This is a genomic window from Lacticaseibacillus songhuajiangensis (genome assembly GCF_003946025.1).
Classification (GTDB): Bacteria; Bacillota; Bacilli; order Lactobacillales; family Lactobacillaceae; genus Lacticaseibacillus; species Lacticaseibacillus songhuajiangensis.
The window spans coordinates 1-26,031 of sequence record NZ_RHNR01000004.1 but is presented as its reverse complement, the minus strand read 5'-3'; the positions used below and the strand labels follow the sequence as shown (position 1 = coordinate 26,031).

Below are 26,031 nucleotides of genomic sequence, written 5' to 3'. Positions count from 1 at the left end.
GAACGGTCCCCGCTAACGGAGTCCCTGTTCGCGAAGCTGATCCGCCCCAGACCCGACCTGTGGTCGATACTTACGCTAACGAACAGCAACGCTACTTGAAGACTTCGCCGGAAGTCTTAGCCGCCTTCACAATTTTAGCAGGGAGGGTAATGCCGAGTTTCTTGGCTTCGGTAGTGTTAATGACGTATACACCATGAGTCACGTGCTGAACAGCGTAGTTAGCGGTCTTCTTGCCCTTGAGGACGTTTGCGGCCATTTTGCCGGCAACGCGGCCGAGCTCAAACTGACTGATGGCGTAAGCAGCGATGCCGCCGTCTTTAACCATGGTGTCGGCAGCAGGGATAACTGGCACCTTCGCGCCGTTGGCAACGCCAACCAGGGTCTTCATGGAACTAGCAACAAGGTTATCTTGAGGAGCGTAGACAACATCACATTCACTGACCATTTGCTGGGCGACTTGCTCAACGTCATTGGTGTTGCTGATGGTGTAAAGCTTAACCTTCTGGCCGTCTGCTTCAGCCAACTTTGCGAACTTCTTGGCGTTGTATGTGCCGCCGTGATCGCTTGGACTGTAGATAATCCCGATTTGTTTTGCATTTGGCTTGATGGCCTTGACCACCTTCAAATCCATTGGCAGTGGAGCTTCACCTGAGGTCCCCGTAATGTTAGCGCCCGGCTTTTTTTCGGACTTAATGATGCCACTACCTGCGGGGTCGGTGATACCGGCAAGAATAACTGGGGTTTTGCCGTTGGCGGCACTGGCGAGTGACATTGCGGCAGGGGTTGCAATTCCGACGGTCAAGTCGTCGCCGTCAGAAATGAATTTCTCGCTCATACTCTTCAAGTTGCTCTGGTCGGCTTCAGCATTTTGCTGCTTAATCTTGAGGTTTTTGCCAACCTTGTAGCCGCCCTCGGCGAGGCCCTTGATCACGCCTTTGTTGATTTGGTCAAGCGCAGGGTGCTTCATAGTCTGCAGAATGCCGACAGTAACGGTTTTTGTTTTTGCAGTGCTCGTGTGTTTATTCTGTCCGAATACAAAGGCCCCGGCAATAATGACAATTAGGGCGGCAATAACTGCGTACATCTTCTTCATAACTAAACTCTCCTCATTTTCAAATCGTGATTTGGCAATAAAAAATGGCAAACCGACTGGTCGGTTTGCCATGGAGAGCTTGCCGGAACCTGTCGCGTCTATAAGCGCGCAGACTCCAATGTGGAAGAAGCCGGCGCGAATACGAACTGTTTGCCAGATCGCATTCGCACCTTACGAATACGACCGACTAGCGCCAGGCCTGCCAAGAATTGTTAAGCTGGAATGTGTTGGTCTTGGTCATGATATTCGTCTTCCCTTCGTAATTGATGTGCCAAGTATATTTGTAAAAAATGAGCGTGTCAATAGCTAAATTAAAAATAAATTAGTCTTTGCGAACGCGCTGATTTTCTTCGCGACTGCAAATGATCTTGCCCGCGGCGTGGTGGGTGCCCAATTCGACTTGCGCTTCCCGCACGCCAGCAAGAGTCATTGGGAACACGTCCGCAACGTTGAGCCAAAGGTCAGCCTTACTCCGCATTTCGTTTAGGAACGCGAAGGCGGCCGCAACGTCCGGCTTACCAGCCTCGCCGACAACGTGGAAATTGGGGTCGCTGGCCTGCGCTTCCGGTAAATCGTTCAAACTAACGTATGTGCCACCCGGTTTCAACATCCACAAGCCAGCATCGTCATCCTTGCCGCTGGTCGTCGCGTTCAGCACGTAATCGGCCTGGTCAGCGAACTTAGCACCGACGTTCTCGTGGTCGTAATGGCCCACAAAATCAGCACCTAGGCGCATCATGAGATCATGGTTCCGGGAGTTACCTAGCGCAATTACTTGCAGGCCATAGTACTTGGCAATTTGGACCACGATGCTGCCAACGCCACCGCTAGCTCCCTCGACGGCGATTGTTTTGCCTGCCTTGAGGTTCAGCAACTTGGCCGCTGCGTACGCCGCAACGCCGATTTGCGGGAAGCCGGCGGCAATAGTTAGAGGCACATCGTTGGCGATGACGCCCACCTTGCTAGCGCTCGCCGTCACGTACTCACTGTAACCGCCACGCGGGCGGTAATTCATGACGTGGTCACCGACCTTGATGTCCGTCACCTCTGCGCCGACAGCGGTGACAATCCCTGCAAGTTCAGTACCCGGCACAATCGGCATTTTGGCTTGGTCGGCGTGGGGGAGTTTACCCTGGCGCACCTTAATGTCGTATGCGTTGAGACCGAATGCGAGTACTTTGATCTGGACCTGTTGCGGTTTTGGTTCCGGAATTTCCGCCTCAATTGCGCGGAAAACCTCGGGCCCACCGTATTCATTGAAGCCAAAACGAATCATAATTTCCTCCTACGCGATAATCGCTAAATCAAGCAATGTTTCTGGACGGGTGAGCATGTACTCAGCACCGTGGAAACGACTCAGGTCGAAGGCGCCCCAGGTGGCGAGTGCAAAATCAATTCCGGCGTCGTGCGCGCTTTGCATGTCGTAGATGGAATCGCCGATGTAGAGCGTGTCATCAGGATTGGCCTTTAACTCGGTCATGGCCGCAACAATCTGGTCGCCAGATGGTTTGGGTTTGAGGCTGGCACTGGCCGTGATGATGACGTCAAAGTAATCATTGAGGCCAAAACGGTTAAACTCATTTTCCATCTCCACGTCATTCTTGGAGGTGATAATCCCCATCCGGACACCGCGGCTCTGCAAGTGGGCGAGAGTGCGACGCATGGTGGCGAACACGGTCACTTGCTTTTGCTTTAGTGCCAATCGCTCTGGCCAAACCTTGGCCACCTCAGCGCGCTGCGCATGCGGTAAGTGCAACTCATCCAGCGCTTCGGCACTCGGGATTCCCAGGGTGTAGCGCAGGTCGGCGTGGGTATATTCGCGGCCTGTTACTTGGGAAAGCGCCTCTTGCAAGGAAGAGATGATGACTTCTTCTGTATCGATGATGGTGCCATCGATGTCAAACAAAATTGTGGAAAACATAGGCGTACCTCCCAATCTAAACGGTTGTAACCGTTTTCTTAATCATACAATTTTGCCCGCAACTCGGCAATGGTAAAGCAGCTTTTCTTGTGAAAATTGTTCAAGCACTGTCTAAGGTAATCCGTGCAAAATAACGAACGCGACTTCCGCGCTACAGGTGTGGAAAGTGGAGCCAATCTCCTTTATAATTAGTGGGATAACTACACGCTAGGAGGCGCCATATTGGCACTTGTCACACCAAAGTGGATGGTCAAGGCCATCTACAATATTCGTCCGGCAACACTGAAACGGCTGGGAATCCAGGCCGTACTGACGGACTTAGATAATACATTAATTGCATGGAATAACCCCAACGGTACCGAGCAGTTGCGTGAATGGTTGGCAGAAATGCATACCGCTGGTATTACGGTGATGGTTGTTTCAAATAACAATCACAAACGGGTTGCCAAGGCGGTTGCGGGTTTTGACGTGCCGTTTACTGCCCGTGCGCTGAAGCCACTGGCCGTGGGAATTGACCGGGCGGTGCGGGAACTCAAACTGCCGAAAAAAGCCTGTATCATGGTGGGGGATCAGCTACTGACGGATGTCATCGCTGGGAACCTGGCTGGGGTACGGACCGTGTTGGTACAGCCACTCATTGAAACCGACCAGTGGAACACACTGCCGAACCGCTTCTTTGAGGGTTTTATCAAGCGCAACATGAAACGCAAGGGAACTTATCACTATTTGGAGGACATTGATGACGGAAATTGATAACGCGCTCTACTGTATCGGGTGCGGGGCAAAATTACAGACTGAAGATAAGACGGCGGCAGGATACCTGCCAGCTGGGAGTCTGAAAAAAGCGGCGGACGGTGAGAGCGAGGCGTATTGCCAGCGCTGCTTCCGTTTGCGCCACTATAACGAGATTCAGCCTGTCGGCTTAACTGATGATGACTTTTTGCGCCTGCTTAATCTGCTCGGCCAGACCGACGCTTTGATCGTGAACGTCATTGATATTTTTGACTTTAACGGCAGTCTGATTCCGGGTCTGCACCGCTTCGTCGGCAAAAACCCAATCTTGCTTGTTGGTAATAAAGCTGATGTGCTGCCCAAGTCACTGAAGCGACCGCGACTGCGCGATTGGCTTAGCCGTCAAGCACACGCGGCTGGTTTACAGCCGGTCGAAACGGTGCTGATGAGTGCCAAGAATGCGGACGATGTGGAGATGCTGCTCAGCAAAATCGAGAAGTATCGCAACGGCCGGGACGTGTACTTTGTTGGGGTAACCAACACGGGCAAGTCGACACTGATTAACGCCATTTTGAAACAGACGATGGGTGTCAGTGATTTGATTACCACTTCGCGTTTCCCAGGGACCACGCTCGACCGGATTCGCCTGGAATTGGATGATGGCGCCGGGCTTATCGACACGCCAGGGATTATCCACCGTAACCAAATGGCCCATTACCTGGATGCCAAGGACCTGCGGCTTGTCTCACCAACGAAGGTGATTCGGCCGAAGACCTACCAACTCCACGACCAGCAGACCTTGTTCCTGGCGGGCTTGGCACGATTTGACTACGTGCGCGGACCCAAGGCGGGCTTCACAATCTACGCGGATAACCAGCTACTGATTCACCGCACGAAGTTGGAGAACGCGGACGACTTTTACGACCGGCAGAAGGGCGATGTGCTGCAGCCACCACGCCAGGACACTTTGGCGGACTTTCCGGAATTGGTGCGGGTTGAATTCACCCCGCAAGAAGATTCTGACATTGTCTTTGCTGGCCTGGGTTGGATTAACGTGCCGGCTGGCGCTGTGGTCGCAGCGTACGCGCCTAAGGGTGTGGATGTGGCCATGCGGCCGGCGATGATTTAGGACCATTTTTTGGTCGTGCCTCACGTCAGCAGGTCAAGTGAAATGAATAACTTTGGATTAGCAATTAAGGAGAAATAAACATGTTAAGCGGTAAACAAAAGCGCTTGCTGCGCAGCAAAGCCATGACGCAGCGTGCCCTCATCAACTTGGGCAAGGGCGGCCTGACCCACAATTTTGTGCAGGGGGTTTATGACGCCCTCGATGCGCGCGAAATGATCAAAATCGCGTTGCTGCCAGCAGCTGCGGAGACGCCCAAGGAGGTGGGCGCGTACTTGCACGCTGAAATTCCGGAACTGGAAGTCGCCCAGACAATTGGCCGTAGCCTCGTGGTTTACATGCCTTCTACCAAGGAGGACAAGCAGAAGCTGTCCAAGCAGGTAGCGGCTTTGGCAAAGTAAAATGGACACGCGGACAGTGAGCCTGAAGCACCCGGTGCTCTCAACTGAACTGCGGGAACAGATACTGGGGCCGAACCACCGCCGGCAGGTCGGTTTGTACGGGGGAACGTTTAATCCTGTGCATACTGGCCACCTCGTGATGGCCGATCAGGTAGGCACCCAGTTGGGCCTCGAAAAAGTCTATTTCATGCCTGATGCGCAGCCGCCACATGTGGATGCGAAAAAGGCGGTACCGGCCAAATACCGGGTGGAAATGCTCGCAGCTGCAATTAGTGGTAACCCACTTTTTGCGCTGGAGCTGTGTGAAATCGAGCGCGGTGGTGTGAGCTATACTTACGACACCATGGTTTACCTGAAAAAGAAGCATCCGGACACGGATTACTATTTCATCATTGGTGCGGATATGGTGAACTACTTGCCGAAGTGGCACCGCATTGACGAACTAAGCAAACTCGTTACTTTCGTTGGCGTTAAGCGGCCTGGTTACGCCCCAAGCAGCCAGTACCCCGTTGTGTGGGTGGACGCGCCGCTACTGGAGATTAATTCCACGGGCATTCGCCAGCGGGTGGCTAATGATGAAAGCATTCGTTACTTGGTGCCCGATGCGGTGGCCGCGTACATCAAGAAAGAAGGCCTATACCGTGAATGATTATGAATATCCCTTAAACATGACCGGGGGTCATACCCGGACGCAATTACTGGCGCTCATGCATCAGCGCCTGGATGACGCACGCTTTGACCATTGCGTGCGTGTGGAGCAAACCAGCCGTGAGCTTGCTGCGCAGTACGGTGTGGATGTGGATCAGGCGGGGTTGGCCGGACTTTTGCATGATTACGCCAAGCAGGTGGCACCGGCTGATTTTGAGCGGGTCATCAAGGTGCAGGGGCTCGGCACTGAGTTGCTACAGTACAACCGTGGCGTGTGGCACGGCATGGTCGGGGTCTGGTTTCTGCAGGCCGAAACCGGCGTGAGTGACCCAGCCGTCCTGCAGGCCATCCGGCGGCACACCACCGGCGACCCGGAAATGACTAAGCTGGATATGGTTGTTTTCCTCGCGGACTTCATTGAGCCGGCGCGGGAACTAGACGTCGAGAAAAAGGCACGCCACGTGGCCAAGAAGAGTTTGACCGCGGCTTGTCTGGTGGAATTACAGTCCACATTGAGCTTTTTAGTCAGCAAGGGCGCACGGATTCACCCGCTCACGCTGGCAACCTACAACGCGCTCGTTGCGCGCAAAACCAAGTAAGCAACATTGACAGGGGATGCGACTGCAAGCTGGACTTGTGGTCGCGTACTCAATTAAAGGAGAAATATTAATGGCTTTAAGCAGCAAAGAAATTTTGGAAATCGCCGTACGCGCCGCTGATGAAAAGCGTGCTGAGGACATCGTCGCACTGGACATGCAGAACGTGAGTTTACTCGCGGACTACTTTGTGATTGCCAACGGTGGTTCAGAACGCCAGGTGCAGGCGATTGTTGATAACATCGAAGACAAGCTCGAAGAAGCTGGCGGCACGGTGAAATCCATCGAAGGTAAGAAGGGTTCCAAGTGGATTCTGATGGACCTCACGGACGTTGTTGTGCACGTCTTCACACCGGAAGAACGCGCCAACTACAACCTCGAACAGTTCTGGCAGGATGCACCGCTGGTTGATGTTAGTGGGTACGTTGCCGAATGATTTACTCAACCTTTGCGCAAGTCTACGACACCCTGATGGATCAGGACCTCTATGACGACTGGGCGCATTTTGTGACCGAACGGGTGCAGCCCAAAGGTACTAAGTTGCTAGAACTGGCCGGCGGCTCTGGTTCGCTGGCCGTAAAGTTGGCGCAGGCGGGCTACGATGTGACCTTGCTCGATTTGAGTGCTGAAATGTTGTCGCTGGCCATGAACAAGTTAACGGCAGCGAACTTGTCCTTGCCGATGATTCAGGCAGACATGCGTGATTTTGGGGTCATTGATCAGTTTGACGTCGTGACCTGCTTTGACGACTCGATTTGCTACATGAGCAATCTTGACGATGTGCGGGCCGTGTTTACCGAAGTGGCGGCGAATCTGAAGCAAGGCGGCCAATTCATGTTTGACGCACACTCGCTTTACCAGATGGACGAAGTTTTCCCTGGTTATATGTACAACTACCAGACTGAAGATTACGCCTTTCTCTGGAGTAGCTACGAGGGTGAGCAGCCGCATTCCGCTGAGCATGATTTGACCTTCTTCATCTATAATGAAGACATTGATGCATACAAGCCATTGATCGAACAGCACAAGGAGCGGACGTACCCAATCACGGACTTCGTGGCTGCGCTGGAAGATTGCGGCTTCACCGACGTCAAGGTCTCCGCAGATTTTGGGCAAAGCGATGTGCAGGCTGACAGCACGCGCTGGTTCTTTACGGCGGTTAAAAAGTAGTCGGCGGTGCAAGCGGGGGAATGACGATGAACGCTGTGGGCATGATTACCGAGTTTAATCCGCTGCATAACGGCCATGTCTACGCGATGCAGCAAGCACGCAAACTGAGCGGTGCCGACGCGCTGGTCATCGTCATGGCCGGCAACTTTGTGCAACGCGGGGAGCCGGCCATTTTGGACAAGTGGGCACGCACTGAGCTGGTACTTGCTGCCGGAGCGGACCTGGTCATTGAATTGCCCCTGAGTGCGGCCGTACAGTCCGCACGCGAATTTGCACAGGGCGGGGTGCAGCAGCTAGCGAGCCTGGGCGTTAGCACTCTGGCCTTTGGGACCGAGATGCCCCAGCTAGACTATGCCGGAATTGCGGTCAAGCAACTGGCTGAAGAGCGTTATGGTCGTGGCAATTTCACGGACTATACGCAAACTTATGCTAGTCAGCTGGCGAGCTTTTACGCACAACTAGGTTTAGGAAAAATTACCGCGCCAAACGCCATGCTTGGGCTCGCCTACGCGCAGGCGGTCGCCAGTTTATCACCTGATATGCGTTTACTGCCGCTGAACCGTTTGGGCGCGGCGCACGATTCTAGTACGGGTAGCGTGGCGTTTAGTAGTGGTAGCGCGATTCGTCAGCAAGTCCGTAACGGCGAAACTCCCAGCGCTGTACCACGGCGCACTGCAGATTTGTTGCAAAACCGGCCCAATTACTCTTGGGAGCAGTTGTGGCCGCTTTTGCAGTACCGTTTGCGGACAGCTGGACTGGATGAGTTGCGCCAAATCGACCAGATGAGTGAAGGCTTGGAGTACCGGCTCCGCGGAGCGGCCGCCGCGGGAAATTTTGCTGACTTCCTGAAGCAGGTCAAGTCCAAGCGTTACACCTATGCACGTTTGCGGCGCTTGAGCCTCAACGTGCTGTTAAATCTGCGTAATGGTGAGGTCCTGAATGCTCGCTGGCGTCCGGTTACGCACGTCCTCGGGTTTAACGCTCGTGGTCGTCAGTTGCTGCATGCGGTCAAAAAGGATGCGCGCCTGCCGATTGTGACGCGGGTGAGTCAAGACATGATTAAAGAGGACGGTGTGCTGGCCTTAACGCAGCGCGCTGATAGCCTCATCGAAATGCTGGGCGGTGGTCGTCAGAATTACGGGCGTCGACCGCTCATGGAGGATAATGAATGCTGAATTGGTCAATCAATACACTTAAACAGTACGCGCACCATCCGCTTGAGTTCGACGAAACGGTTGACATCAAAAAGGAACTCATGGAACGCAACCCCGACATCATCGACATGAGTCGGGTGCGCGCGCAGGGGACGATTTTGTACGTTCGCGGTGACTTCGCCGTGCACGCCAAGTTGACCGCGCAAGTGACCTTGCCATCAACGCGCAGCCTGGTACCAGTTGAGGTCCCAATTGACTTCGACTTTGCCGAAATCTACTTGGGTGCACCGGACCACGCGGAGGAATACGAAGATGATGAACTGCTCATTCCGCTTAAAAGTGAGTGGCTCGATTTGCTGCCAGCAGTGAAGGACAACTTACTCCTGGCACTGCCATTGCGGGTGCTGAGCCCGGAAGAACGCAATGCGCAGACCCTGCCCAGCGGAGATGACTGGTCGCTGATTACGGAGGAAGAGGCCAAGCCGCTCCCACCAGAAGAACGGGCGGACAATCCGTTTGCTGGACTCAAGGGCATGTTCGGGGATGACGATGATTCGACGGGGGACAAGAAGTAAGGCTTGCCGGTTGAATTATGCCTGAATTTTGCATAGTATTAACTTGTTAAGCACCGCTTTAGGCAGTGCCGCATTGTGTTTTTACGAACAATAAGAACAAAATATTGACGGAGGGTTTTACAGAATGGATAAACCACAAATTGGTGTTATCGGGATGGCTGTCATGGGCAAGAACCTCGCCCTGAACATTGAAAGCCGCGGTTACACCGTTGCCATCTTCAACCGGACCGGTTCTAAGACCGAAAAGGTGATGGAAGAGCACAGCGACAAGAAGCTCGTTGCCAGCTACAAGATTGAGGACTTTGTTGCCTCCCTTGAAAAGCCACGCCGCATCATCATGATGGTCAAGGCTGGTGCCGGCACGGATGCGGTTATTGCGCAGTTGCTGCCACTCCTGGACAAGGGGGATGTGCTCATTGATGGTGGGAACACCTTCTTCGAAGACACCATGCGCCGCAACGCTGAACTGGACAAGTCCGGTATCAACTTCATCGGTATGGGTGTTTCCGGTGGTGAACTGGGTGCCCTTCAGGGTCCTTCCATGATGCCTGGTGGCCAGAAGGAAGCTTACGACCTGGTTGCTCCAATTCTCAAGCAGATGGCGGCCAAGGCTGAAGACGGCGAACCTTGTGTTACCTACATCGGACCTAACGGTGCAGGTCACTACGTTAAGATGGTCCACAACGGGATTGAATACGGGGACATGGAACTTATCTCCGAAAGTTACAACCTGTTGCGGAACCTCGTTGGCCTGTCCGTTGACGAAATTGCCGACATCTTCAACGACTGGAAGCAGGGCGAACTGAGCTCTTACCTGATCGACATTACCGCCGACATTTTGACCCGCAAGGACGATCTTGGTTCTGGCAAGCCAATGGTTGACATGATTCTGGATGCCGCTGGTAACAAGGGGACCGGTAAGTGGAGTTCTCAGTCTGCTCTGGAACTTGGTGTTCCGCAGTCCGTCATTACCGAATCTGTTTACGCACGTTACATCTCCGCAATGAAGGACGAACGTGTCGCCGCAAGCAAGGTGTTGCCTAAGCCGGTTGGTAAGGTTGACTTCGACAAGAAGGAAGTCATCGAAATGATTCGCAAGGCGCTCTACTTCAGCAAGCTGATGAGCTATGCTCAGGGCTTCGAACAGATGCGTGTGGCTTCCGAACACTACGACTGGAACCTCCAGTACGGCGAACTTGCCAAAATCTGGCGTGAAGGTTGCATCATTCGTGCTAAGTTCCTCCAGAACATCACGGATGCCTTCGAGAAGAACCCAGAACTGTCCAACCTGCTGCTGGATGACTACTTCAAGGACATCGCCCGCAACTACCAGGAAGCTGTTCGTGACCTCGTAGCGCTTGCCGTTAAGGCTGGTGTGCCAGTGCCTGGTTTCTCCGGTGCTATCTCTTACTACGATAGCTACCGTAGTGAAGTGCTCCCTGCTAACCTGATTCAGGCGCAGCGTGACTACTTCGGTGCTCACACCTACCAGCGGACTGACCGCGAAGGGACCTTCCACTACACCTGGTACGAAGAACAATAAGCATTTTCAATGATGCAAAATAAAGCAGCGGTTCAATTTTCCATTGTCGGAAAATTGAACCGCTGCTTTTTTGCATGAACGACAGTCTGAGCAAGCAAACAAAAACACCCGCAAATTTTGCGAGTGTTTTGCGAATCTAAATCAAATTAGTCGTTCAGTGTGAACTGCAACTTCATCTGCGGTGCAGCGAGGGCGACCATCTGGCCGAGCAACTTGTTAGAGTTGTCGAAGCTGACGGCAGCCATCTTCTCGTTGACACTTTCGAGGTAAGCGGACAGATCCTTTGCGGACTGGGCCTCTTGGTCAGCGTGCATCTGCAGGTTGCGGCATGCACCGACTATCTTTTCTTCGAAGATATTTTCGAAGTCTTCGAACAGACCGAAGTTGGTGTCACCGAGCACGCCGAGCGTGCAGCTGAGCCAGTACATCTTGCTGATGTCGAAGTCCTTGGTGATGTCGCGGTAAACGGCAGGGGTGTCGTTGACATTGGCATAGAAAGGTACGACGGCGTTGAAGGTGTTAGGGCCAAAGGCCAACCAGTGAATGGCGGCAATTTCGGCGGGAACGTCATTACGAATCTGCAGAATGTGCAGTTCCTGGTTGCGGTTAATCCCGATTGGCCGGAATTGCTTCTTCTGGGCAGGGGTACCGGTACCGTATGGGTCGTAAGGCGTGTTTTCATAGTGGGAGCTGAGGACGAACTTCATGTCTTCGATGCTAATCTTGTGCGGTGTCCGGCAGATGAATGGCAGGTCCTGGTCGATTGGCGTCGTGTCGAATTCAGGGTTGAAGTACTTCTGGCCGTACCAAGCGCGCGCGTTGTTGTAACGGGTGTCCTTGATGGTGGCACTACCGAAAATATGACGGAAGTTGTAACCTTCTGGATCTGGGTTGAGGTGGTGCTTTGCAATCAGGTCAGGCAGGTCAGCCGCGTACATGTAGTCGGGAGAATCGAAGTCGAACCAGTCGATGTTCAGCCGGTTTGGTGCAACGACGTAGGCGTCGTCAGGAATACGCACAGCAGCCCAGTGGTGACCGGCGATGGATTCGAAGTACCAAGCTTCATCCTTGTCGGCAAAGCAGATTCCGTTTGTTTCGTAAGTCCCGTATTGTTCGAGCAGGCTACCCAGACGCTGGACACCTTCACGAGCAGAGTGGATGTAAGGGAGCACGATGGTTGGCATGTCTTCTTCGCCGAAGCCGTCGTCAACCAGCGGGTCAACACCCAAGATGCGGGAGTTGGTGGTGATGGTTTCAGTTGAGGACATCGCCACGTTTTCACTGTTAAAGCCCGCAGCGCCCCAGACACCTTCGGCCGGGTCGGCATTTGGTGTGGAGGTGTAGCGTAGCGGCTTGTCTGGCAGGTCAATGTTGAAGGTACTCAGAACGGACTGGTAATGCTTAGGCTGGTCCTCTGGCTTCACAACAATAAACTTCTGGGGAACAAGAGGGACGTTGCCATCTTCGTTCCGCGCAATAATAACTGATCCATCGATGCTGGCATCCTTACCCACCAACATGGTGGTGCAGGAACCTTTGACACGTTTAGACATTGCATTCATCTCTTTCAATTTATTCAGCGTTTAGGCCTTATGTACAAGTGTAGGTGAATTGCGGAAAAAAATCAGCCCTTTAGCCTGAGAAATTCAGCTTGCGACATAATTCTTGCGTAAAAGGTCACTTGGCGGGTCGCTTAATATTCCCCAATCAGGTTCTCATGGTGAAAGCCATGAGAGCCGCGACGGCAAAAAACGCGTCAACACGCGTCGATAGTGGCAAAATTAGCCTTTCTTAATCTTGTGTGTTAGTATTTTTAGGAACAATTATCTTGTATAATGAGAATCAATACGGCAAGGGTTAATGAATAAATTGCCGGGGACGACACGTTAATTAAGGAGTGACACAGTAATGAGTAAAATTTTGATTATTGAAGATGAAAAGAACTTGGCACGGTTTGTTGAGCTCGAACTGAAGCACGAAGGGGACGAAACCGCCGTTTACATGAACGGCCGCAAGGGTTTGGACGCTGCGCTTAACGAAGATTGGGACGCAATCCTGCTCGACCTCATGTTGCCAGACCTGAACGGTTTGGAAATTTGCCGCCGTGTGCGGCAGGTGAAGAACACGCCAATCATCATGATGACCGCGCGTGATTCCGTCATCGACCGCGTTTCTGGTCTTGATCACGGTGCCGACGACTACATTGTGAAGCCATTCGCGATTGAAGAATTGCTTGCACGTCTGCGCGCATTGCTGCGCCGCGTGAAGTCCATGGACGAAGGTAACAAGGCTAAGCAGACGACCATCAAGTACCGCGACCTCGTCATCGAAAAGGAAAACCGCATTGTGCGGCGCGGGGATGACATTATCGAACTCACCAAGCGTGAATACGAATTGCTCTTGACCCTGATGGAAAACATCAACGTGGTGCTTGCCCGCGACGTCTTGCTTAGCAAGGTTTGGGGCTACAACTCTGACGTTGAAACCAACGTTGTGGATGTTTACGTCCGTTATATCCGTAACAAGATTGACCGTCCAGGTGAACAAAGCTACATCCAGACCGTTCGGGGTACGGGCTACGTTATGCGTTCCTAATGGCCGAATCCGTTCAGGACAGTCCCAAACCGCGGCGCTTCGTTTCGCTGCGGTGGCGGTGGGCGGCAACTGTTGGCTTTGGGATATTCCTCACGTTCTTAGTGTTTTCCATTATCATCTATGGGGTGATGCGGCAAACGCTGATTGCGCAAGAAAAGAGCACGGTCACCGATACGGTGAACGCGGTGCGGTCCCGGCTAACCCCAGTCGCGGACAATCTTACGGTCAGTTCGGTGCGTCCACTGCTAGATTCAAGTTCCAACGAGAATTTTGATCAGTACATTCCTGGTGACACCACGCACCGGAGCATTTTTTTGGATACCACTTTTGAAAAAATGTCGCGTGAAGACATTAACGTCACGGTCTACGACAAGAAGGGTGCGTTGCTCTTTAACTCGCGGAGTACGCCGCAACGCTTTATCAAGTCACCGCACCTGACGATTAAAGCGGAACGCAACGGTCATTTTGATGGCCTTGTGGGCCGCACCACTGTCGTGAGTGATTCCACCGGGCGGCGCATCGGTTACATTCAAGTGGCTGATTCCATGACCAATTTCCACAAGACGATGAACCGCATCACGGGCACCATTTACGCCGTGAGCGTTGCCGCATTGCTCATCTCCGCGATGGTTGGTTTCTGGATGGCCGCACGCTTCCTGAAGCCGATTAAGCGGATCACCACGATGATTGACAAAATTAACTCGGAACCGCAAAGTGATTCCCGCATTGAACAGATTGATAGCAACGACGAGCTGAGTCACCTGATTAGTGAGTTCAACGCGATGTTGGACCGAATTCAGCGTTTCATCGACCAGCAATCTGACTTTGTCGGTGACGTCTCACACGAACTGCGGACGCCGGTCGCCGTCCTCGAAGGGCACCTGCAACTTCTGAACCGTTGGGGGAAAGATGACCCTGAGGTCCTTGATGAATCCCTGACTGCTTCCCTGCAGGAGGTGGCGCGGATGAAGAGTCTGATTCAGGAAATGCTTGATTTGACCCGTGCCGACCAGGTTGACACCCAGTTTCCAACGGCCGTCACCGACGTGCGGGCCGTTACCTCGCAGGTGGTTGGCGACATGCAGATGATTCACCCTGATTTCAACATCACGCTTGAAGATGAATTAACAGGCGAGACATGGGTGCAGATTTACCGCAACCACATGGAGCAGGTTCTGATCATCCTGATTGACAACGCGATTAAGTACTCACGCGACCGCAAGGAAGTGCACGTCTCAATTGCGTCTAGCCACAACGAGGTTGATTTGGCTATTCAGGATTTTGGTGAGGGGATTAGCCCCGAGAACGTGCAGCGGGTCTTCCACTGCTTCTACCGGGTGGATAAGGCGCGTAGCCGCGAGAAGGGCGGTAACGGGCTCGGACTCGCCATTGCTAAGCAGCTGATTGACGGCTACCACGGCGAGATTTCGCTCGATTCTGCCGTCGGGTCCGGTTCCGTCTTTCGCATCGCATTGCCACGTTTGACGCCAGAGCGACTCAAAGAGTTGCAAAAGTTGAACGAGGCCGATTCAGAAGATGCTGAAGCTGTGATCGGGCGTGACATCAAAAATTCTGAATTATAACTATTTGATCCTCCACGCTTATGTGTGGGGGATTTTTGCTGTCCGTCAGCGATAGCATTTCAGTGACGGAGTCGCGCCGGGCCTCTGCAGTGTTTTCATACCGCCGCTAGGCGGGTAAGTCGGCCACGGAGGTGTGCGTGCACTTGGGTTCCACGATTGAGGACTGCGCGGCGGGGACCGTTCAAGCCCTTTGGGCTTTCACTGGCGATTTTGCCGCAAACCCAGCGTCAAAATGCGCGCTCCCGCGAATCATGTACGAAGCTCCGGCAAAAACCGCCGGATCTCCAAACATGATTCGTTTCGCCGCTCCGTCCCCAATCGTTCCACCCAAGCGCCCCCTCACCTCCGTGGCCGACACATTACTGAGTGGCAAATATCATCAAATTTCAGACATCGCAGGAGTAATGACAAGAGCGGATCTACACGTGTGGTCGACTATTGGTCAAGCATCCTGCGGTGACGTAGCCACAGTTCCGCCTCAATTGCATAGTCGTGCTGAACGCATCGTTTATTGTATCAACCGTTGTAGCAGAAAAATATCATCTCTAAAGTGACGTAGGTGCACGTAGGGACTGGGACGGCTTAGCGTAACGAGCGCGGACAGATGACGCGAAAAGAGCGCAGAGCACCAGGACAACCGGCGTTAGCCGTTTTGTCCTGGCGCTTTGGGCTCGGGGTAAAGCTTGTTGACGGGGTTTTCGGCAACAAGTTTAGCGGCAGCCTGGCTTGCCAGGCGTGAGCGACCCCGCGTCATCTGTCCGCGAACGTGAAGCTAAGCTGTCCCAGACCCGACCTTCGGTCGATTTTCACAGAAGCCATCCTTGCGGATGGTATTTTCAATCCTTACGCTGAGGGACAGCAACAAAAAGGCCGCCTGGATATCCAGGCGACCTCGTGTTGTCTTCAAATGTTATTCGCGGTGTTGCTTGCCCTTGTTACGCGCGCGCAGGTCATCCGCAGTAGGTGTTGCTGATTCGGAGCTGGAAGTTTCACCATCGCTGGCTGCTTCGTTACCTGCCGCGAAGCCTTGCATCTGTGCAAAGCTGCTGGCAACCGGTGCACGGTCGGTGATGCGACCGTCTTCATCAAACATGTCCGGGGACACGACGATGACAGGTGGTTCCTTCTCGTACTCGGCGTCCAGACGCTTGCGGATGCTTGGCACGATAGCGTAGCTGATGATGGCTTGCTGCACGACCATGATAATCCCGGTGCCCAGGAAGTACAGGCCAAGACCGGCAGAAGAAATCATGGAAATCCAGAAGGTCATGATTGGACCGACCCACATCATCGTGGACATCGACTTGCGCTGATCAGGGGTCGCACTCTGCAGACTCATCCAGGCCTGAATGGCGTAGAAGATTGTCGCAACGATGGTGATGACAATACTTGGCTTTCCCAGCTGAATCCCAAAGAAGGTACTTGCGGACATTTCTTTGGAGTACGCAACTGCCTGGTACAAACCAGACAGAATTGGCAGCTGGATGATGAGCGTCAAGCACCCCATAGATGGAATCATGCTGCTGCCGTTCTTCTTGTAGACATCCTGCATGAGGCCGTTGATGCGCATGGTGTCATTCTGGTCACTGCTGAGCTTGGCCGCCTTTTGCAGGAGATCAAGCTGTGGCTTCAGAATTTTGGCCTTTTCTTGCTGTTCAGTCATCTTGCGCTGGTTCTTCAGCATGCTTGGCATCAGAATGAGGCGGATGATGATGGTGAACACCAGGATGGCAATCCCGTACGCCGTGCCGGCGCCGCCGAGCACGCCAGCGAACCATTCGAGCAAGCGCTGCATTGGGTGGCCCAGAACGTTGTACAACCAGGCGTATGGCCCGTGAGTTGGGGCGGTCATGACACCTTGTGCGGTTTTACGACCACAGGCTGCTAGGAAGAGCAGCATCGTGCTCAGACTCGCTGCGGTAACAATTCTTTTCTTATTCTTCATTTAATTGTGAATCCCTTTCGCGATTATCTAGTCAATCTTACTTTAAGCCCCATGCGCTTTCAAGCGATAACCGTGAATCTGTCATAGTTGGGGAGGGGGAGGATACGTTCCTCCTCATAAGTGGAGACGCGGCTGTACGGACTGGGGCCCTTTTTGACGGCCGCCTTGAACTTAGCCATGGTGTCTTCATCGGTTTGCACGTGAATTTCGACCGAACCATCCGCCATATTGGCAACAGTACCGTGCACGCCCAGTTGGTCGGCCACCATTTTGGTTGCCCAGCGGAAACCGACACCTTGAACGAGTCCACTGACCCGAATTTTGTAAGCAACTTGTGTCATGAATACTACCTCCTGCTGCAGGTGCAAAATGAGCACCATTTATCTATCTACAATATTAGCACAGCCGGGGGCGTGGCTATGCTATACTTTGCAACGGAGGGTTTGAATATGGAAACCATTACATCACCAAAGAACGACCACATCAAGTTGGCTAAGAAGCTGACTGTTAAAAAATACCAGAAGGATTACGACCGTTACCTACTTGAAGGTCCGCACCAGGTGCACGATGCCTTGGCTGCCGGCGCACAGCCAGACCGTCTGTACGTCACCAGCAAGTATGCGCAGGATCGCGAATTCAAGGAATACTACAACCGCATGACCGAAATCACCGCGGATGTTGAGCAGCACCTCAGCTCCACCCAGTCGCCGCAAGGGGTGTTTGGGGTCTTCCCGCTGCCGCACAACCAGTTGCCTAAGCAACTGCACGGGAGTTTCTTGTTGCTAGACGGCATCCAGGATCCCGGCAATGTTGGGACCATGGTCCGGACCGCGGACGCAGCCGGCGTGCAAAATGTAGTGCTTGGTAAGCAAACTGCCGATGCCTTCTCACCAAAGGTGCTCCGCGCGATGCAGGGGAGCCAGTTCCACGTGAACATTGTGAGTGCTGATCTGACCAAGTTGGTCCCACAGTTGCAGCGTAGTGGTGTGCCGGTTTACGGGACCGAACTGAACGATCAGGCAAAACCTTATGCCTCAATTGCCAAGACCGATAACTTCGCCTTGATCATGGGGAATGAAGGGAACGGCATGCGTCCAGAACTGCTTGCACGGACTGACGTTAACATTTACATTCCAATGCGTGGGAACGCGGAGTCACTGAATGTCGGCGTTGCAGCCGGTGTGGTGCTGTTCCACCTGCTTTCCTAGAGCTAAGCAGCGCATTTTTTACTAAAGCCTTTTCACTGTTATGTGAGGGGCTTTTTTTATTTTCATTAAGTTTATTTTGCAAAATCGCTGACCGCCTGTTGTTGAAGCATTTATTACATTTCTTTTTCTTATCTGAAGGCGATTGTGGCGCCTGCTTAGACCTGTTATAATGGCGACAACAAAGCAAAGGAAGGTTAGTTGATGGAGAAATATCGCGCTTGGCAACATGATGAAGAGTACCTTGCACTTGTCGGTGATTTGCTGGCAAAGCCCGAAGTTCAGCGCCTTGCGGACTTCACGCAGCACCACTTCTCAAACCGCCTCGAACATTCGATTCGTGTTTCGTATACCAGCTACTTAATCGCCAAGAAGATGCACCTGGACGTGCGCTCGACCGCGCGTGCGGGATTGCTCCACGACCTCTTCTACTACGACTGGCGCACAACCAAGTTTGATCTTGGGACACACGCATACGTGCATCCCCGGATTGCCTTGCACAACGCTGAGCACCTGACCGAGCTGAATGCGAAGGAACGGGACATCATCATTAAGCACATGTGGGGCGCGACCCTGGCACTGCCTCGTTACGCCGAGAGTTACATTGTATCGCTTGTTGATGATTACGCTGCAACCGCTGAAGTCGTGCACCCATGGCGCATGCGGATGATTGAGAAGGTAGCGGGTAAGGCCGCTAACTAAACTGACAATGATTACTCAAGGCCAATTGACGAGAAACCCCGTCAGTTGGCCTTTTTGACTGCAATAACAGCGGCTAACTGCCAAGGCTTTTGCAAAATGTCGCTAACTATTAATAAGTTACCCTTGCGTTATCGCGGTAGTAAGGTATACTAATCCTAAGATTACTTTCAATTCGTAAGCAAATGTGAGGGATAAATTATGCAAGCGACAACGACAACACCTTGTACACAGAGTACAAGCAAAACGATTTGCCCGCATTTTCAGCGGACATTCATGATTTTGGGTAAGAAGTGGAATGGCCTCATTCTTGAGGTGCTCATGGACGGCCCACATCGCTTCAAGGATATCGCCTCAGCCGTGACCAAATGCTCTGACCGTGTCCTTGTTGAACGCCTGAAGGAGCTCGAAGCGGATGGGTTGGTGCAACGTGTGACCCACGAAGATTCAGAACTGATTGAATACCGCTTGACACCGAAGGGTGAAGGCTTGTCTGACGTCTTGGCCGACGCACATGCGTGGGGTGATGTTTGGCTCAGCGACGAAGAATGTGTTGACTAGACGCACTATTGCGGCTAGACTAGTCACTGACAAACAAAGGCGTTGAAGAAAACGCAGGTGCAATATCCGCAAGGAAGTGGGACCCACTGACTGGAAGGTTCCTCGGAGAAAAGTGCCCGTATTCATTTTCTGAGCTGACTTACTAGCTGCGGCGGTAAGCTCCGGTAGCACCGTTACTGCTTGAATGAAGTGCACAGTAGTGTGAACAAGGGTGGTACCGCGGCTCAGCTCGTCCCTAATCGTCGATTGACGGTTAGGGACTTTTTTTGTGTCCCGGGAACACACACGAAAGGAATTAGACAGATGGATTTACAGGATAAGCTTCTGGCGCTGCTTAGCGAGAACCAGAAGAAGATTGAGGACACCAGTGAACTGGCTGATCTGGACAAAATTCGGGTCAACCTGCTTGGTAAGAAGGGGCCAATTACCGAAGTATTGCGCGGCATGAAGAACCTGGAAGCGAGCGAACGTCCTAAGGTCGGCTCTTTTGCCAACAAGGTCCGTGATGACCTGCAGGCGGCCATTGACGCTCGCCGCGGTGACTTACGTGCGGATGCGATTAACCGCAAGCTGGAAAAGGAAACCGTTGACGTCACGTTGCCAGGGACACCAACGCGTGTTGGTACGCCGCACATTTTGCAGCAGGTCATCGATGACCTGTCCGACCTGTTCCTCGGCATGGGCTACCAGATTGTCGACAGTTACGAAGTCGAAGAAGATCACTACAACTTCGAAATGCTGAACATTCCAGCTGATCACCCAGCGCGCGACATGCAGGACACCTTCTACATCACTAAGGAACTGCTGATGCGGACCCAGACCTCCGCTGCCCAGGCGCGGACGCTGGAACGCCACGACTTCAGCAAGGGGCCACTCAAGATGGTTTCCCCAGGTCGCGTTTACCGCCGCGATACTGATGATGCGACCCATAGCCACCAGTTCCACCAGATGGAAGGGCTCGTCATCGACAAGCACACCACCATGGCAGACCTTAAGGGCACACTGCTGGCAATGGCTCAGCACGTCTTCGGGGCTGAACGTAAAATTCGCCTGCGCCCGTCCTACTTCCCATTCACGGAACCAAGTGTTGAAGTCGATGTTTCCTGCTTCCGTTGCGGTGGTAAGGGCTGTGCCGTCTGCAAGTACAGCGGCTGGATTGAAGTGCTCGGTGCCGGCATGGTGCACCCGAATGTGCTGACCGCAGCTGGGGTGGACCCAGAAGTTTACGGCGGTTTTGCCTTCGGGGTAGGGCCAGACCGACTTGCAATGTTGAAGTATGGGGTCGATGACATCCGTAGTTTCTACACGGATGACGTCCGGTTCCTTGAACAGTTCCACACGGAGGGTTAAGCACAAATGGATGTTTCATACGCATGGTTGAAAGAATTGGTCGACGTTCCCGTAACGCCACAGGAGTTGGCCGATAAGGTATCCGTTACCGGTATTGAAGTACCCAGCGTCACCTACCGTGGTGCGGGGATGAAGAAGATTGTGATTGGCCACGTTGAGAGTGTTGAAAAGCACCCTGACTCCGATCACCTGCAGATCTGCCAAGTTGACGTGGGCGAGAACGAACTGCGCCAGATTGTCTGCGGCGCGTCTAACGTCGCGGCCGGTCAGACCGTCATTGCGGCCCTGCCCGGTGCACGCATTGGCGACAACAACAAAATTAAGCGCGGCAAGATTCGCGGTGTTGTCAGTGACGGCATGCTCTGCGCACTGCAGGAAATTGGTTTCTCCGATAGTATTGCGCCTCACAAGTACGCAGACGGCATCTACGTATTCAGCGATGCCATCAAGCCAGGGACGGATGCCCTTGAAGTGCTCGGCATGAATGACGCCATTCTCGATTTCGACATCACCCCTAACCGTGCCGACACGCTCGGCATGCGCGGTGTGGCTTGGGAAGTTGGTGCCACGTACGGCAACAAGCCGCATTTTGAAGACAAACCGCTGGTTGAAGGCACAACCGATGTGAACAGCCTGCTCAGTGCCGAAGTGGAAGACCCAAAGGATGCGCCTAGCTACAATCTGCGTGTTGTGACGGGCGTGACCGTCAAGGAAAGCCCACTATGGTTGCAAAAGCGGCTCTGGAATGCCGGCATCAAACCTCACAACAACATTGTCGACATTACCAACTACATCATGATTTACTTCGGCCAGCCACTGCACGCCTTTGATTACGACAAGATCAAGAGTCACAAAATTGTGGTGCGCCGTGCACATGCTGGTGAACAGCTGCAGACGCTGGATGGTGAAAACCGCGAACTGGTTGCCGAAGACATCGTCATCACCGATGGCGACCGTCCGCGTAACCTCGCCGGTGTCATGGGTGGCTTTGACTCTGAGATTACAGACGACACCACGAACGTCATCATCGAATCCGCACTGTTCAATCACGCCAACATTCGCAAGACTGCGCAGCGTTACAACCTGCGTAGCCAGGCATCGTCCCGCTTTGAGAAGGGGATTGATGAAGCCAGCATCAACCTGGCGCTCGACCAGGCGGCCCGCATGGCTAATGAACTCGGCGGTGGGGATGTTGCCAAGGGTACCGTCACGCCAACGAGCGTCAGCGGTGCCGACACCAACATCGACATTACCCTTAGCAAAATTAACGGCGTGCTTGGCACCACCATCTCTGCAGATGAAGTGGCCACAATTTTTGACAACCTCGGCTTTGGTGTTCAGACCAAGACGACGGACGATGACACAACCTTTAGCGTTGCGGTACCAGCTCGGCGTTGGGATATTGCCATTGTGCCGGACCTGATTGAAGAAGTGGCCCGCCTTTACGGTTACGACCGGATGCCAAGCACCCTGCCGACCACCAGCCAGACGGTTGGGAAGTTGACCAGCGTGCAGTCGCGCATCAAGCGCAGTCGCAAATTGCTGGAATCTTTGGGTCTTTCCCAAGCCATCACCTACGCGCTGCGTCGTGAAGATGACAACCAGCACTTCACGCTGGAAGCTGGCAGTGAAACCACGCTGGCATGGCCAATGACGCAGGATCACCAGGATTTGCGGCAGAACATGATTTCCGGCTTGCTGGATGCCATCAAGTACAACGTTGCGCGCGGTAACCACGATATTTTCCTGTACGAACAGGGCCGTGTCTTTGTCCGTGAACAAAATGAGCAGCGGCCTTCCGAACACGAATACATTGGTGGTGTGCTGACCGGTAACATGCAGGCGCAGAGCTGGAATGAAGCGGCTCAGCCCGTTGACTTCTTCGCTGTGAAGGGGATTGTTGAAACACTGCTGGCAGACTTTGATTTTGCCGGCAAGCTGACTTTTTCCGCTCAGGACCTGGATTCTGCGATGCACCCTGGTCAGAGCGCATCTATCTACTTGGATGACCAGCGTATTGGGCTGATTGGGCGCTTGCACCCAGCGTTCGAACAGCAGCAAGGCCTGCCCCAAACCTTCATCTTCGAACTCAACTTGGAGCCACTCTTTGACGCGCAGCGCGGCGACAAGACGGCCATTCCAGCACCGAAGTTCCCAAGTGTGACCCGCGACATCGCGCTGCTGGTGGCTGACAACGTCACGAGTCAGCAGGTCGAGGACATCATCTGGGAGAATGCCGGTAAGTACTTGGTTGACGTGACAGTATTTGACCTGTACCAGGGGCCAAAGCTGCCTGCCCACAGTAAGAGTTTGGCCTACACGTTGACCTACTTGAACCGGGAAGAGACGCTCACTGAAGACGTGGTTGAAAAGGCCTTCGCCAAGGTGAAATCCGGGCTTGAGGAAAAGCTTAATGCAGTTATCCGCTAAGCCTATCGCATTTTTAGCCGTCATTCGCTATACTAATGTGGATATTAAAACACATGTGGGGGTCTAACGGTGGCTGAAAACAACAGAGACACAAACCAAAAGCGGGTCATGCGCAAAACGCAGGCCGGCGTGGTTCACCGCATCGTTTTATGGGTGGTCGGCATTATTGTCGTCCTCCTGCTGATTGTTGGCTTCATGGGCGTACGCTACGTGAAGTCTTCTTTCGGCGCTGTAGATGCAAAATCAACCGAGACGATTAACGTCAAAATTCCAATTGGATCAACGAACAAGGATATCGCCGCACTTTTGGCCAGCAAAAAGGTCATTAAGAGCGCAATGGTCTTTGATTACTACGTGAAGTCCAAGAACTATACCGACTTCCAGGCGGGGGTATACCAACTGAAGCCATCTATGAATCTGCAGCAGGTGATTTCAACGCTGCGGACGGATGACGGCGCGGTTGCCCGGCCGGTTGCACACGTTTTGGTGCGTGAAGGGGTGACGGCGGAGACCATTGCGTCCAGCATGCACAAGTACACCAAGAAGGACAAGAACCTGACTAAAAAGTCCTTCATGGCTGTAATGAAGGATAAGACCTTCTTCAAGCGTATGGCAGTCAAGTACCCTGAATTACTTGACTCTGCAAGTAAGGCCAAGCATGTTCGTTACCGGCTTGAGGGTTACCTTTTCCCAGCAACCTACGACGTTTCCAAGAACATGTCGGCTGAATCACTGGTTGAATCCATGCTCGCCAAAACGGATGAGACATTGAGCCCGCTTTACAAGACCATCAAGTCGAAGGGCTACACGGTGCAGGAAGTTATGACTCTGGCGTCGCTGGTTGAACGTGAAGGGGTCACGAACTCAAGCCGCAAGAAGATTGCCGGTGTCTTCTTCAACCGTATCGACGCGAAGATGCCACTGCAGTCTGACCTGACGGTAATGTATGCTCTGAACACGCACAAGAAGAATCTGACGAATAAGGATACGTCCGTTGATTCGCCGTACAACTTGTACATTCACACGGGTTACGGACCTGGTCCGTACAACCAGCCTAGTTTGGAATCCATCCAGGCAGTGCTCAATCCAAGTGATCGTAGCGCTGGGTACTTGTACTTTGTTGCCAACATGAAGACCGGGAAGATTCTCTTCGGCCGGACATTGGCAGAACAGAATGCAAACATCGCAGCCATTGGTTCTGACAACAACTAAGGCATTCGGGGGATAGCGTGACAGAATTACAAAAACCGATTGTAATCGGGATTACTGGTGGCTCTGCCTCCGGTAAGACGACGGTTGCACACGAAATATTTGAACACTTCTCTGGTAACAGCTCGATTCTACTGATTCAGCAGGATTCGTATTATAAGGCGAGTGACCTGCCGTTTGAACAGCGGAAGCTGATCAACTACGACCACCCCCTGGCATTTGATACGAAATTACTCGTTGACTCACTTAAGAAGCTGCTTAATCGGGAGCCCATTGACAAACCGGTTTACGATTACAAAATCCATAACCGGAGTAGCGAAACAATCCGGGTTGAGCCAAAGGACGTCATCATTATTGAGGGCATTCTTATTCTCGCGGATGAAGATTTACGTAATTTGATGGATATTAAGGTGTTTGTGGACACTGATGACGATATTCGTTTGATGCGGCGCATCCAGCGTGATATGGTAGAACGCGGACGTTCTCTGGACAACATCATGGCGCAGTATATGGGCACCGTGAAGCCGATGTATCACGAATTCATCGAGCCAACCAAGCGCTACGCTGACCTGATTGTGCCAGAGGGTGGCGAAAACCACGTGGCAATCGATCTACTGGTTACCAAAATTAAATCTATCCTCGCTGAGCGTGGTCTCGCTTAACGGGTGCTAAGGAGTATTGACTATGGCAGAAAAAAACTACCCAATGACAGCTGACGGTAAGGTCAAGCTGGAAGAGGAACTTGAAAACCTGAAGACGGTTAAGCGTCCCGAAGTAATCGACCGCATCAAGATTGCGCGGTCATTCGGTGACTTGTCCGAAAACTCAGAATACGAAAGTGCCAAGGACGAACAGTCTTCACTGGAAACCCGCATTGCGCAGGTTGAAACAATGTTGCGTTACGCGCAGATCATTGACAGTGACGCCGTTGCCAAGGACGAAATTGCGGTCGGCAAGACCGTGACCTTCCTTGAAGATGGTGAAGACGAAGACGAAACCTACACCATCGTGGGTGCCGCTGAAGCCGATCCTTTTGAAGGCAAAATCAGCAACGAATCACCAATTGCTGAAGCCTTGATTGGTAAGCACAAGGGCGACCACGTTGCCATCCAGACCCCGGGTGGCGAGATGCAGGTCAAGATTACCGACGTTAAGTAACAAAAAACCACTCCGGGTTTCCGGAGTGGTTTTTTGTTACTGTCCGTCAGCGTGAGTCGGGAAACTTTCATCCGCAAGGATGATCGGTTTGAAAATAGTGGTTAGACCGAAGGTCGGGACTGGGACGGCTTGGTTACGTGCCCTCAGGCAGGTGGCGCGGGGTCGCTCACGCCTGGCAGGCCAGGCTAATGCTAAACTTTTTGCCGAAGCCCACGTCAAAAAGATTTACCCCGAGCACAAATAGCCCACACAAAACGGCTTTCGCCGGTTGTGTGGGCTATTCGTGCTCTTTGCGCGCCACCTACCTGCGTTCACTCCACCAAGCCGCCCCAGTCCC

Annotated in this window: 26 protein-coding genes; 20 read left to right on the top strand and 6 right to left on the bottom strand. The window is 52.9% G+C overall.

The window, feature by feature from the left end:
* Positions 1–91 precede the first annotated feature (91 nt).
* From trpX to EKM97_RS02060, 3 genes are all read right to left on the bottom strand, one after another.
* Complete coding sequence (gene trpX, locus EKM97_RS02070; protein WP_125570617.1) at positions 92–1,093, bottom strand: tryptophan ABC transporter substrate-binding protein; 1,002 nt, start codon at positions 1,091–1,093, stop codon at positions 92–94.
* Between the two features lie 322 nt (positions 1,094–1,415).
* Positions 1,416–2,369, bottom strand: coding sequence for an NADP-dependent oxidoreductase (locus EKM97_RS02065; RefSeq protein ID WP_125570616.1), 954 nt, complete (start codon positions 2,367–2,369; stop codon positions 1,416–1,418).
* A gap of 9 nt (positions 2,370–2,378) precedes the next feature.
* Positions 2,379–3,014 carry an HAD family hydrolase gene (locus EKM97_RS02060; protein ID WP_125570615.1) on the bottom strand — a complete coding sequence of 212 codons (636 nt, stop codon included), beginning with the start codon at positions 3,012–3,014 and terminating at the stop codon, positions 2,379–2,381.
* 222 nt (positions 3,015–3,236) lie between these two features.
* Here EKM97_RS02060 and EKM97_RS02055 point away from each other — a divergent pair, with 222 nt between their 5' ends.
* From EKM97_RS02055 to gndA, 10 genes are all read left to right on the top strand, one after another.
* The gene (locus EKM97_RS02055) at positions 3,237–3,767 is read left to right on the top strand and encodes a YqeG family HAD IIIA-type phosphatase (protein ID WP_125570614.1); all 531 of its coding nucleotides are present in this window, start codon (positions 3,237–3,239) and stop codon (positions 3,765–3,767) included.
* The gene (yqeH, locus tag EKM97_RS02050) at positions 3,754–4,875 is read left to right on the top strand and encodes a ribosome biogenesis GTPase YqeH (RefSeq protein ID WP_125570613.1); all 1,122 of its coding nucleotides are present in this window, start codon (positions 3,754–3,756) and stop codon (positions 4,873–4,875) included. Before EKM97_RS02055 ends, yqeH begins: the two co-directional genes overlap by 14 nt.
* 80 nt (positions 4,876–4,955) lie before the next feature.
* Positions 4,956–5,273 carry a YhbY family RNA-binding protein gene (locus EKM97_RS02045; protein WP_125570612.1) on the top strand — a complete coding sequence of 106 codons (318 nt, stop codon included), beginning with the start codon at positions 4,956–4,958 and terminating at the stop codon, positions 5,271–5,273.
* A 1-nt stretch (position 5,274) separates the two neighbouring features.
* Complete coding sequence (locus EKM97_RS02040) at positions 5,275–5,922, top strand: nicotinate-nucleotide adenylyltransferase (protein WP_125570611.1); 648 nt, start codon at positions 5,275–5,277, stop codon at positions 5,920–5,922.
* Complete coding sequence (gene yqeK / locus EKM97_RS02035) at positions 5,915–6,520, top strand: bis(5'-nucleosyl)-tetraphosphatase (symmetrical) YqeK (RefSeq protein ID WP_125570610.1); 606 nt, start codon at positions 5,915–5,917, stop codon at positions 6,518–6,520. The genes EKM97_RS02040 and yqeK overlap by 8 nt, the downstream gene beginning before the upstream one ends.
* Before the next feature lie 70 nt (positions 6,521–6,590).
* Complete coding sequence (gene rsfS / locus EKM97_RS02030) at positions 6,591–6,953, top strand: ribosome silencing factor (RefSeq protein WP_125570609.1); 363 nt, start codon at positions 6,591–6,593, stop codon at positions 6,951–6,953.
* On the top strand, positions 6,950–7,687 hold the full coding sequence (locus EKM97_RS02025; RefSeq protein WP_125570608.1) for a class I SAM-dependent DNA methyltransferase: 738 nt from the start codon (positions 6,950–6,952) through the stop codon (positions 7,685–7,687). Before rsfS ends, EKM97_RS02025 begins: the two co-directional genes overlap by 4 nt.
* 26 nt (positions 7,688–7,713) lie before the next feature.
* Positions 7,714–8,862 (top strand): nucleotidyltransferase, encoded by a 1,149-nt coding sequence (locus tag EKM97_RS02020; protein ID WP_125570607.1) that lies wholly within the window; start codon positions 7,714–7,716, stop codon positions 8,860–8,862.
* Positions 8,856–9,416, top strand: a complete 561-nt coding sequence (locus EKM97_RS02015) for a YceD family protein (protein WP_125570606.1) — start codon at positions 8,856–8,858, stop codon at positions 9,414–9,416. Before EKM97_RS02020 ends, EKM97_RS02015 begins: the two co-directional genes overlap by 7 nt.
* A 124-nt stretch (positions 9,417–9,540) precedes the next feature.
* Positions 9,541–10,959: an NADP-dependent phosphogluconate dehydrogenase gene (gndA, locus tag EKM97_RS02010; RefSeq protein WP_125570605.1), complete on the top strand. Its 1,419-nt coding sequence runs from the start codon at positions 9,541–9,543 to the stop codon at positions 10,957–10,959.
* Between the two features lie 146 nt (positions 10,960–11,105).
* Here gndA and EKM97_RS02005 read toward each other — a convergent pair whose 3' ends face one another.
* Positions 11,106–12,512: a C69 family dipeptidase gene (locus EKM97_RS02005; protein WP_125570604.1), complete on the bottom strand. Its 1,407-nt coding sequence runs from the start codon at positions 12,510–12,512 to the stop codon at positions 11,106–11,108.
* 355 nt (positions 12,513–12,867) lie between these two features.
* Between EKM97_RS02005 and EKM97_RS02000 the strand changes: the two genes are divergently transcribed.
* Positions 12,868–13,554, top strand: a complete 687-nt coding sequence (locus EKM97_RS02000) for a response regulator transcription factor (protein WP_125570603.1) — start codon at positions 12,868–12,870, stop codon at positions 13,552–13,554.
* Entirely contained in the window at positions 13,554–15,137 is a 1,584-nt protein-coding gene (locus EKM97_RS01995) for a sensor histidine kinase (protein ID WP_125570602.1), read from the top strand. Before EKM97_RS02000 ends, EKM97_RS01995 begins: the two co-directional genes overlap by 1 nt.
* 910 nt (positions 15,138–16,047) lie before the next feature.
* Here EKM97_RS01995 and yidC read toward each other — a convergent pair.
* Positions 16,048–17,082: a membrane protein insertase YidC gene (yidC, locus tag EKM97_RS01990; RefSeq protein ID WP_125570601.1), complete on the bottom strand. Its 1,035-nt coding sequence runs from the start codon at positions 17,080–17,082 to the stop codon at positions 16,048–16,050.
* Positions 17,083–17,141: 59 nt separating this feature from the next.
* Entirely contained in the window at positions 17,142–17,423 is a 282-nt protein-coding gene (locus tag EKM97_RS01985) for an acylphosphatase (protein ID WP_125570600.1), read from the bottom strand.
* Positions 17,424–17,531: 108 nt separating this feature from the next.
* Here EKM97_RS01985 and EKM97_RS01980 point away from each other — a divergent pair, with 108 nt between their 5' ends.
* The 8 genes from EKM97_RS01980 to greA all read left to right on the top strand — a co-directional run bounded on the left by EKM97_RS01980 (position 17,532) and on the right by greA (position 25,694).
* On the top strand, positions 17,532–18,290 hold the full coding sequence (locus EKM97_RS01980; RefSeq protein WP_125570599.1) for a TrmH family RNA methyltransferase: 759 nt from the start codon (positions 17,532–17,534) through the stop codon (positions 18,288–18,290).
* 201 nt (positions 18,291–18,491) lie between these two features.
* Positions 18,492–18,989 (top strand): HD domain-containing protein, encoded by a 498-nt coding sequence (locus EKM97_RS01975; RefSeq protein WP_125570598.1) that lies wholly within the window; start codon positions 18,492–18,494, stop codon positions 18,987–18,989.
* A 198-nt stretch (positions 18,990–19,187) separates the two neighbouring features.
* Positions 19,188–19,547 (top strand): winged helix-turn-helix transcriptional regulator, encoded by a 360-nt coding sequence (locus tag EKM97_RS01970; RefSeq protein ID WP_125570597.1) that lies wholly within the window; start codon positions 19,188–19,190, stop codon positions 19,545–19,547.
* Positions 19,548–19,850: 303 nt separating this feature from the next.
* Positions 19,851–20,897, top strand: coding sequence for a phenylalanine--tRNA ligase subunit alpha (gene pheS / locus EKM97_RS01965; RefSeq protein ID WP_125570596.1), 1,047 nt, complete (start codon positions 19,851–19,853; stop codon positions 20,895–20,897).
* A 6-nt stretch (positions 20,898–20,903) separates the two neighbouring features.
* Positions 20,904–23,327: a phenylalanine--tRNA ligase subunit beta gene (gene pheT, locus EKM97_RS01960; protein WP_125570595.1), complete on the top strand. Its 2,424-nt coding sequence runs from the start codon at positions 20,904–20,906 to the stop codon at positions 23,325–23,327.
* A 69-nt stretch (positions 23,328–23,396) separates the two neighbouring features.
* On the top strand, positions 23,397–24,539 hold the full coding sequence (gene mltG, locus EKM97_RS01955; RefSeq protein ID WP_225419195.1) for an endolytic transglycosylase MltG: 1,143 nt from the start codon (positions 23,397–23,399) through the stop codon (positions 24,537–24,539).
* Positions 24,540–24,556: 17 nt separating this feature from the next.
* Positions 24,557–25,198, top strand: coding sequence for a uridine kinase (gene udk / locus EKM97_RS01950; RefSeq protein WP_125570594.1), 642 nt, complete (start codon positions 24,557–24,559; stop codon positions 25,196–25,198).
* A gap of 22 nt (positions 25,199–25,220) precedes the next feature.
* A complete protein-coding gene (gene greA, locus EKM97_RS01945; RefSeq protein ID WP_125570593.1) occupies positions 25,221–25,694 on the top strand; it encodes a transcription elongation factor GreA in 474 nt (157 codons plus the stop codon).
* Positions 25,695–26,031 lie beyond the last annotated feature (337 nt).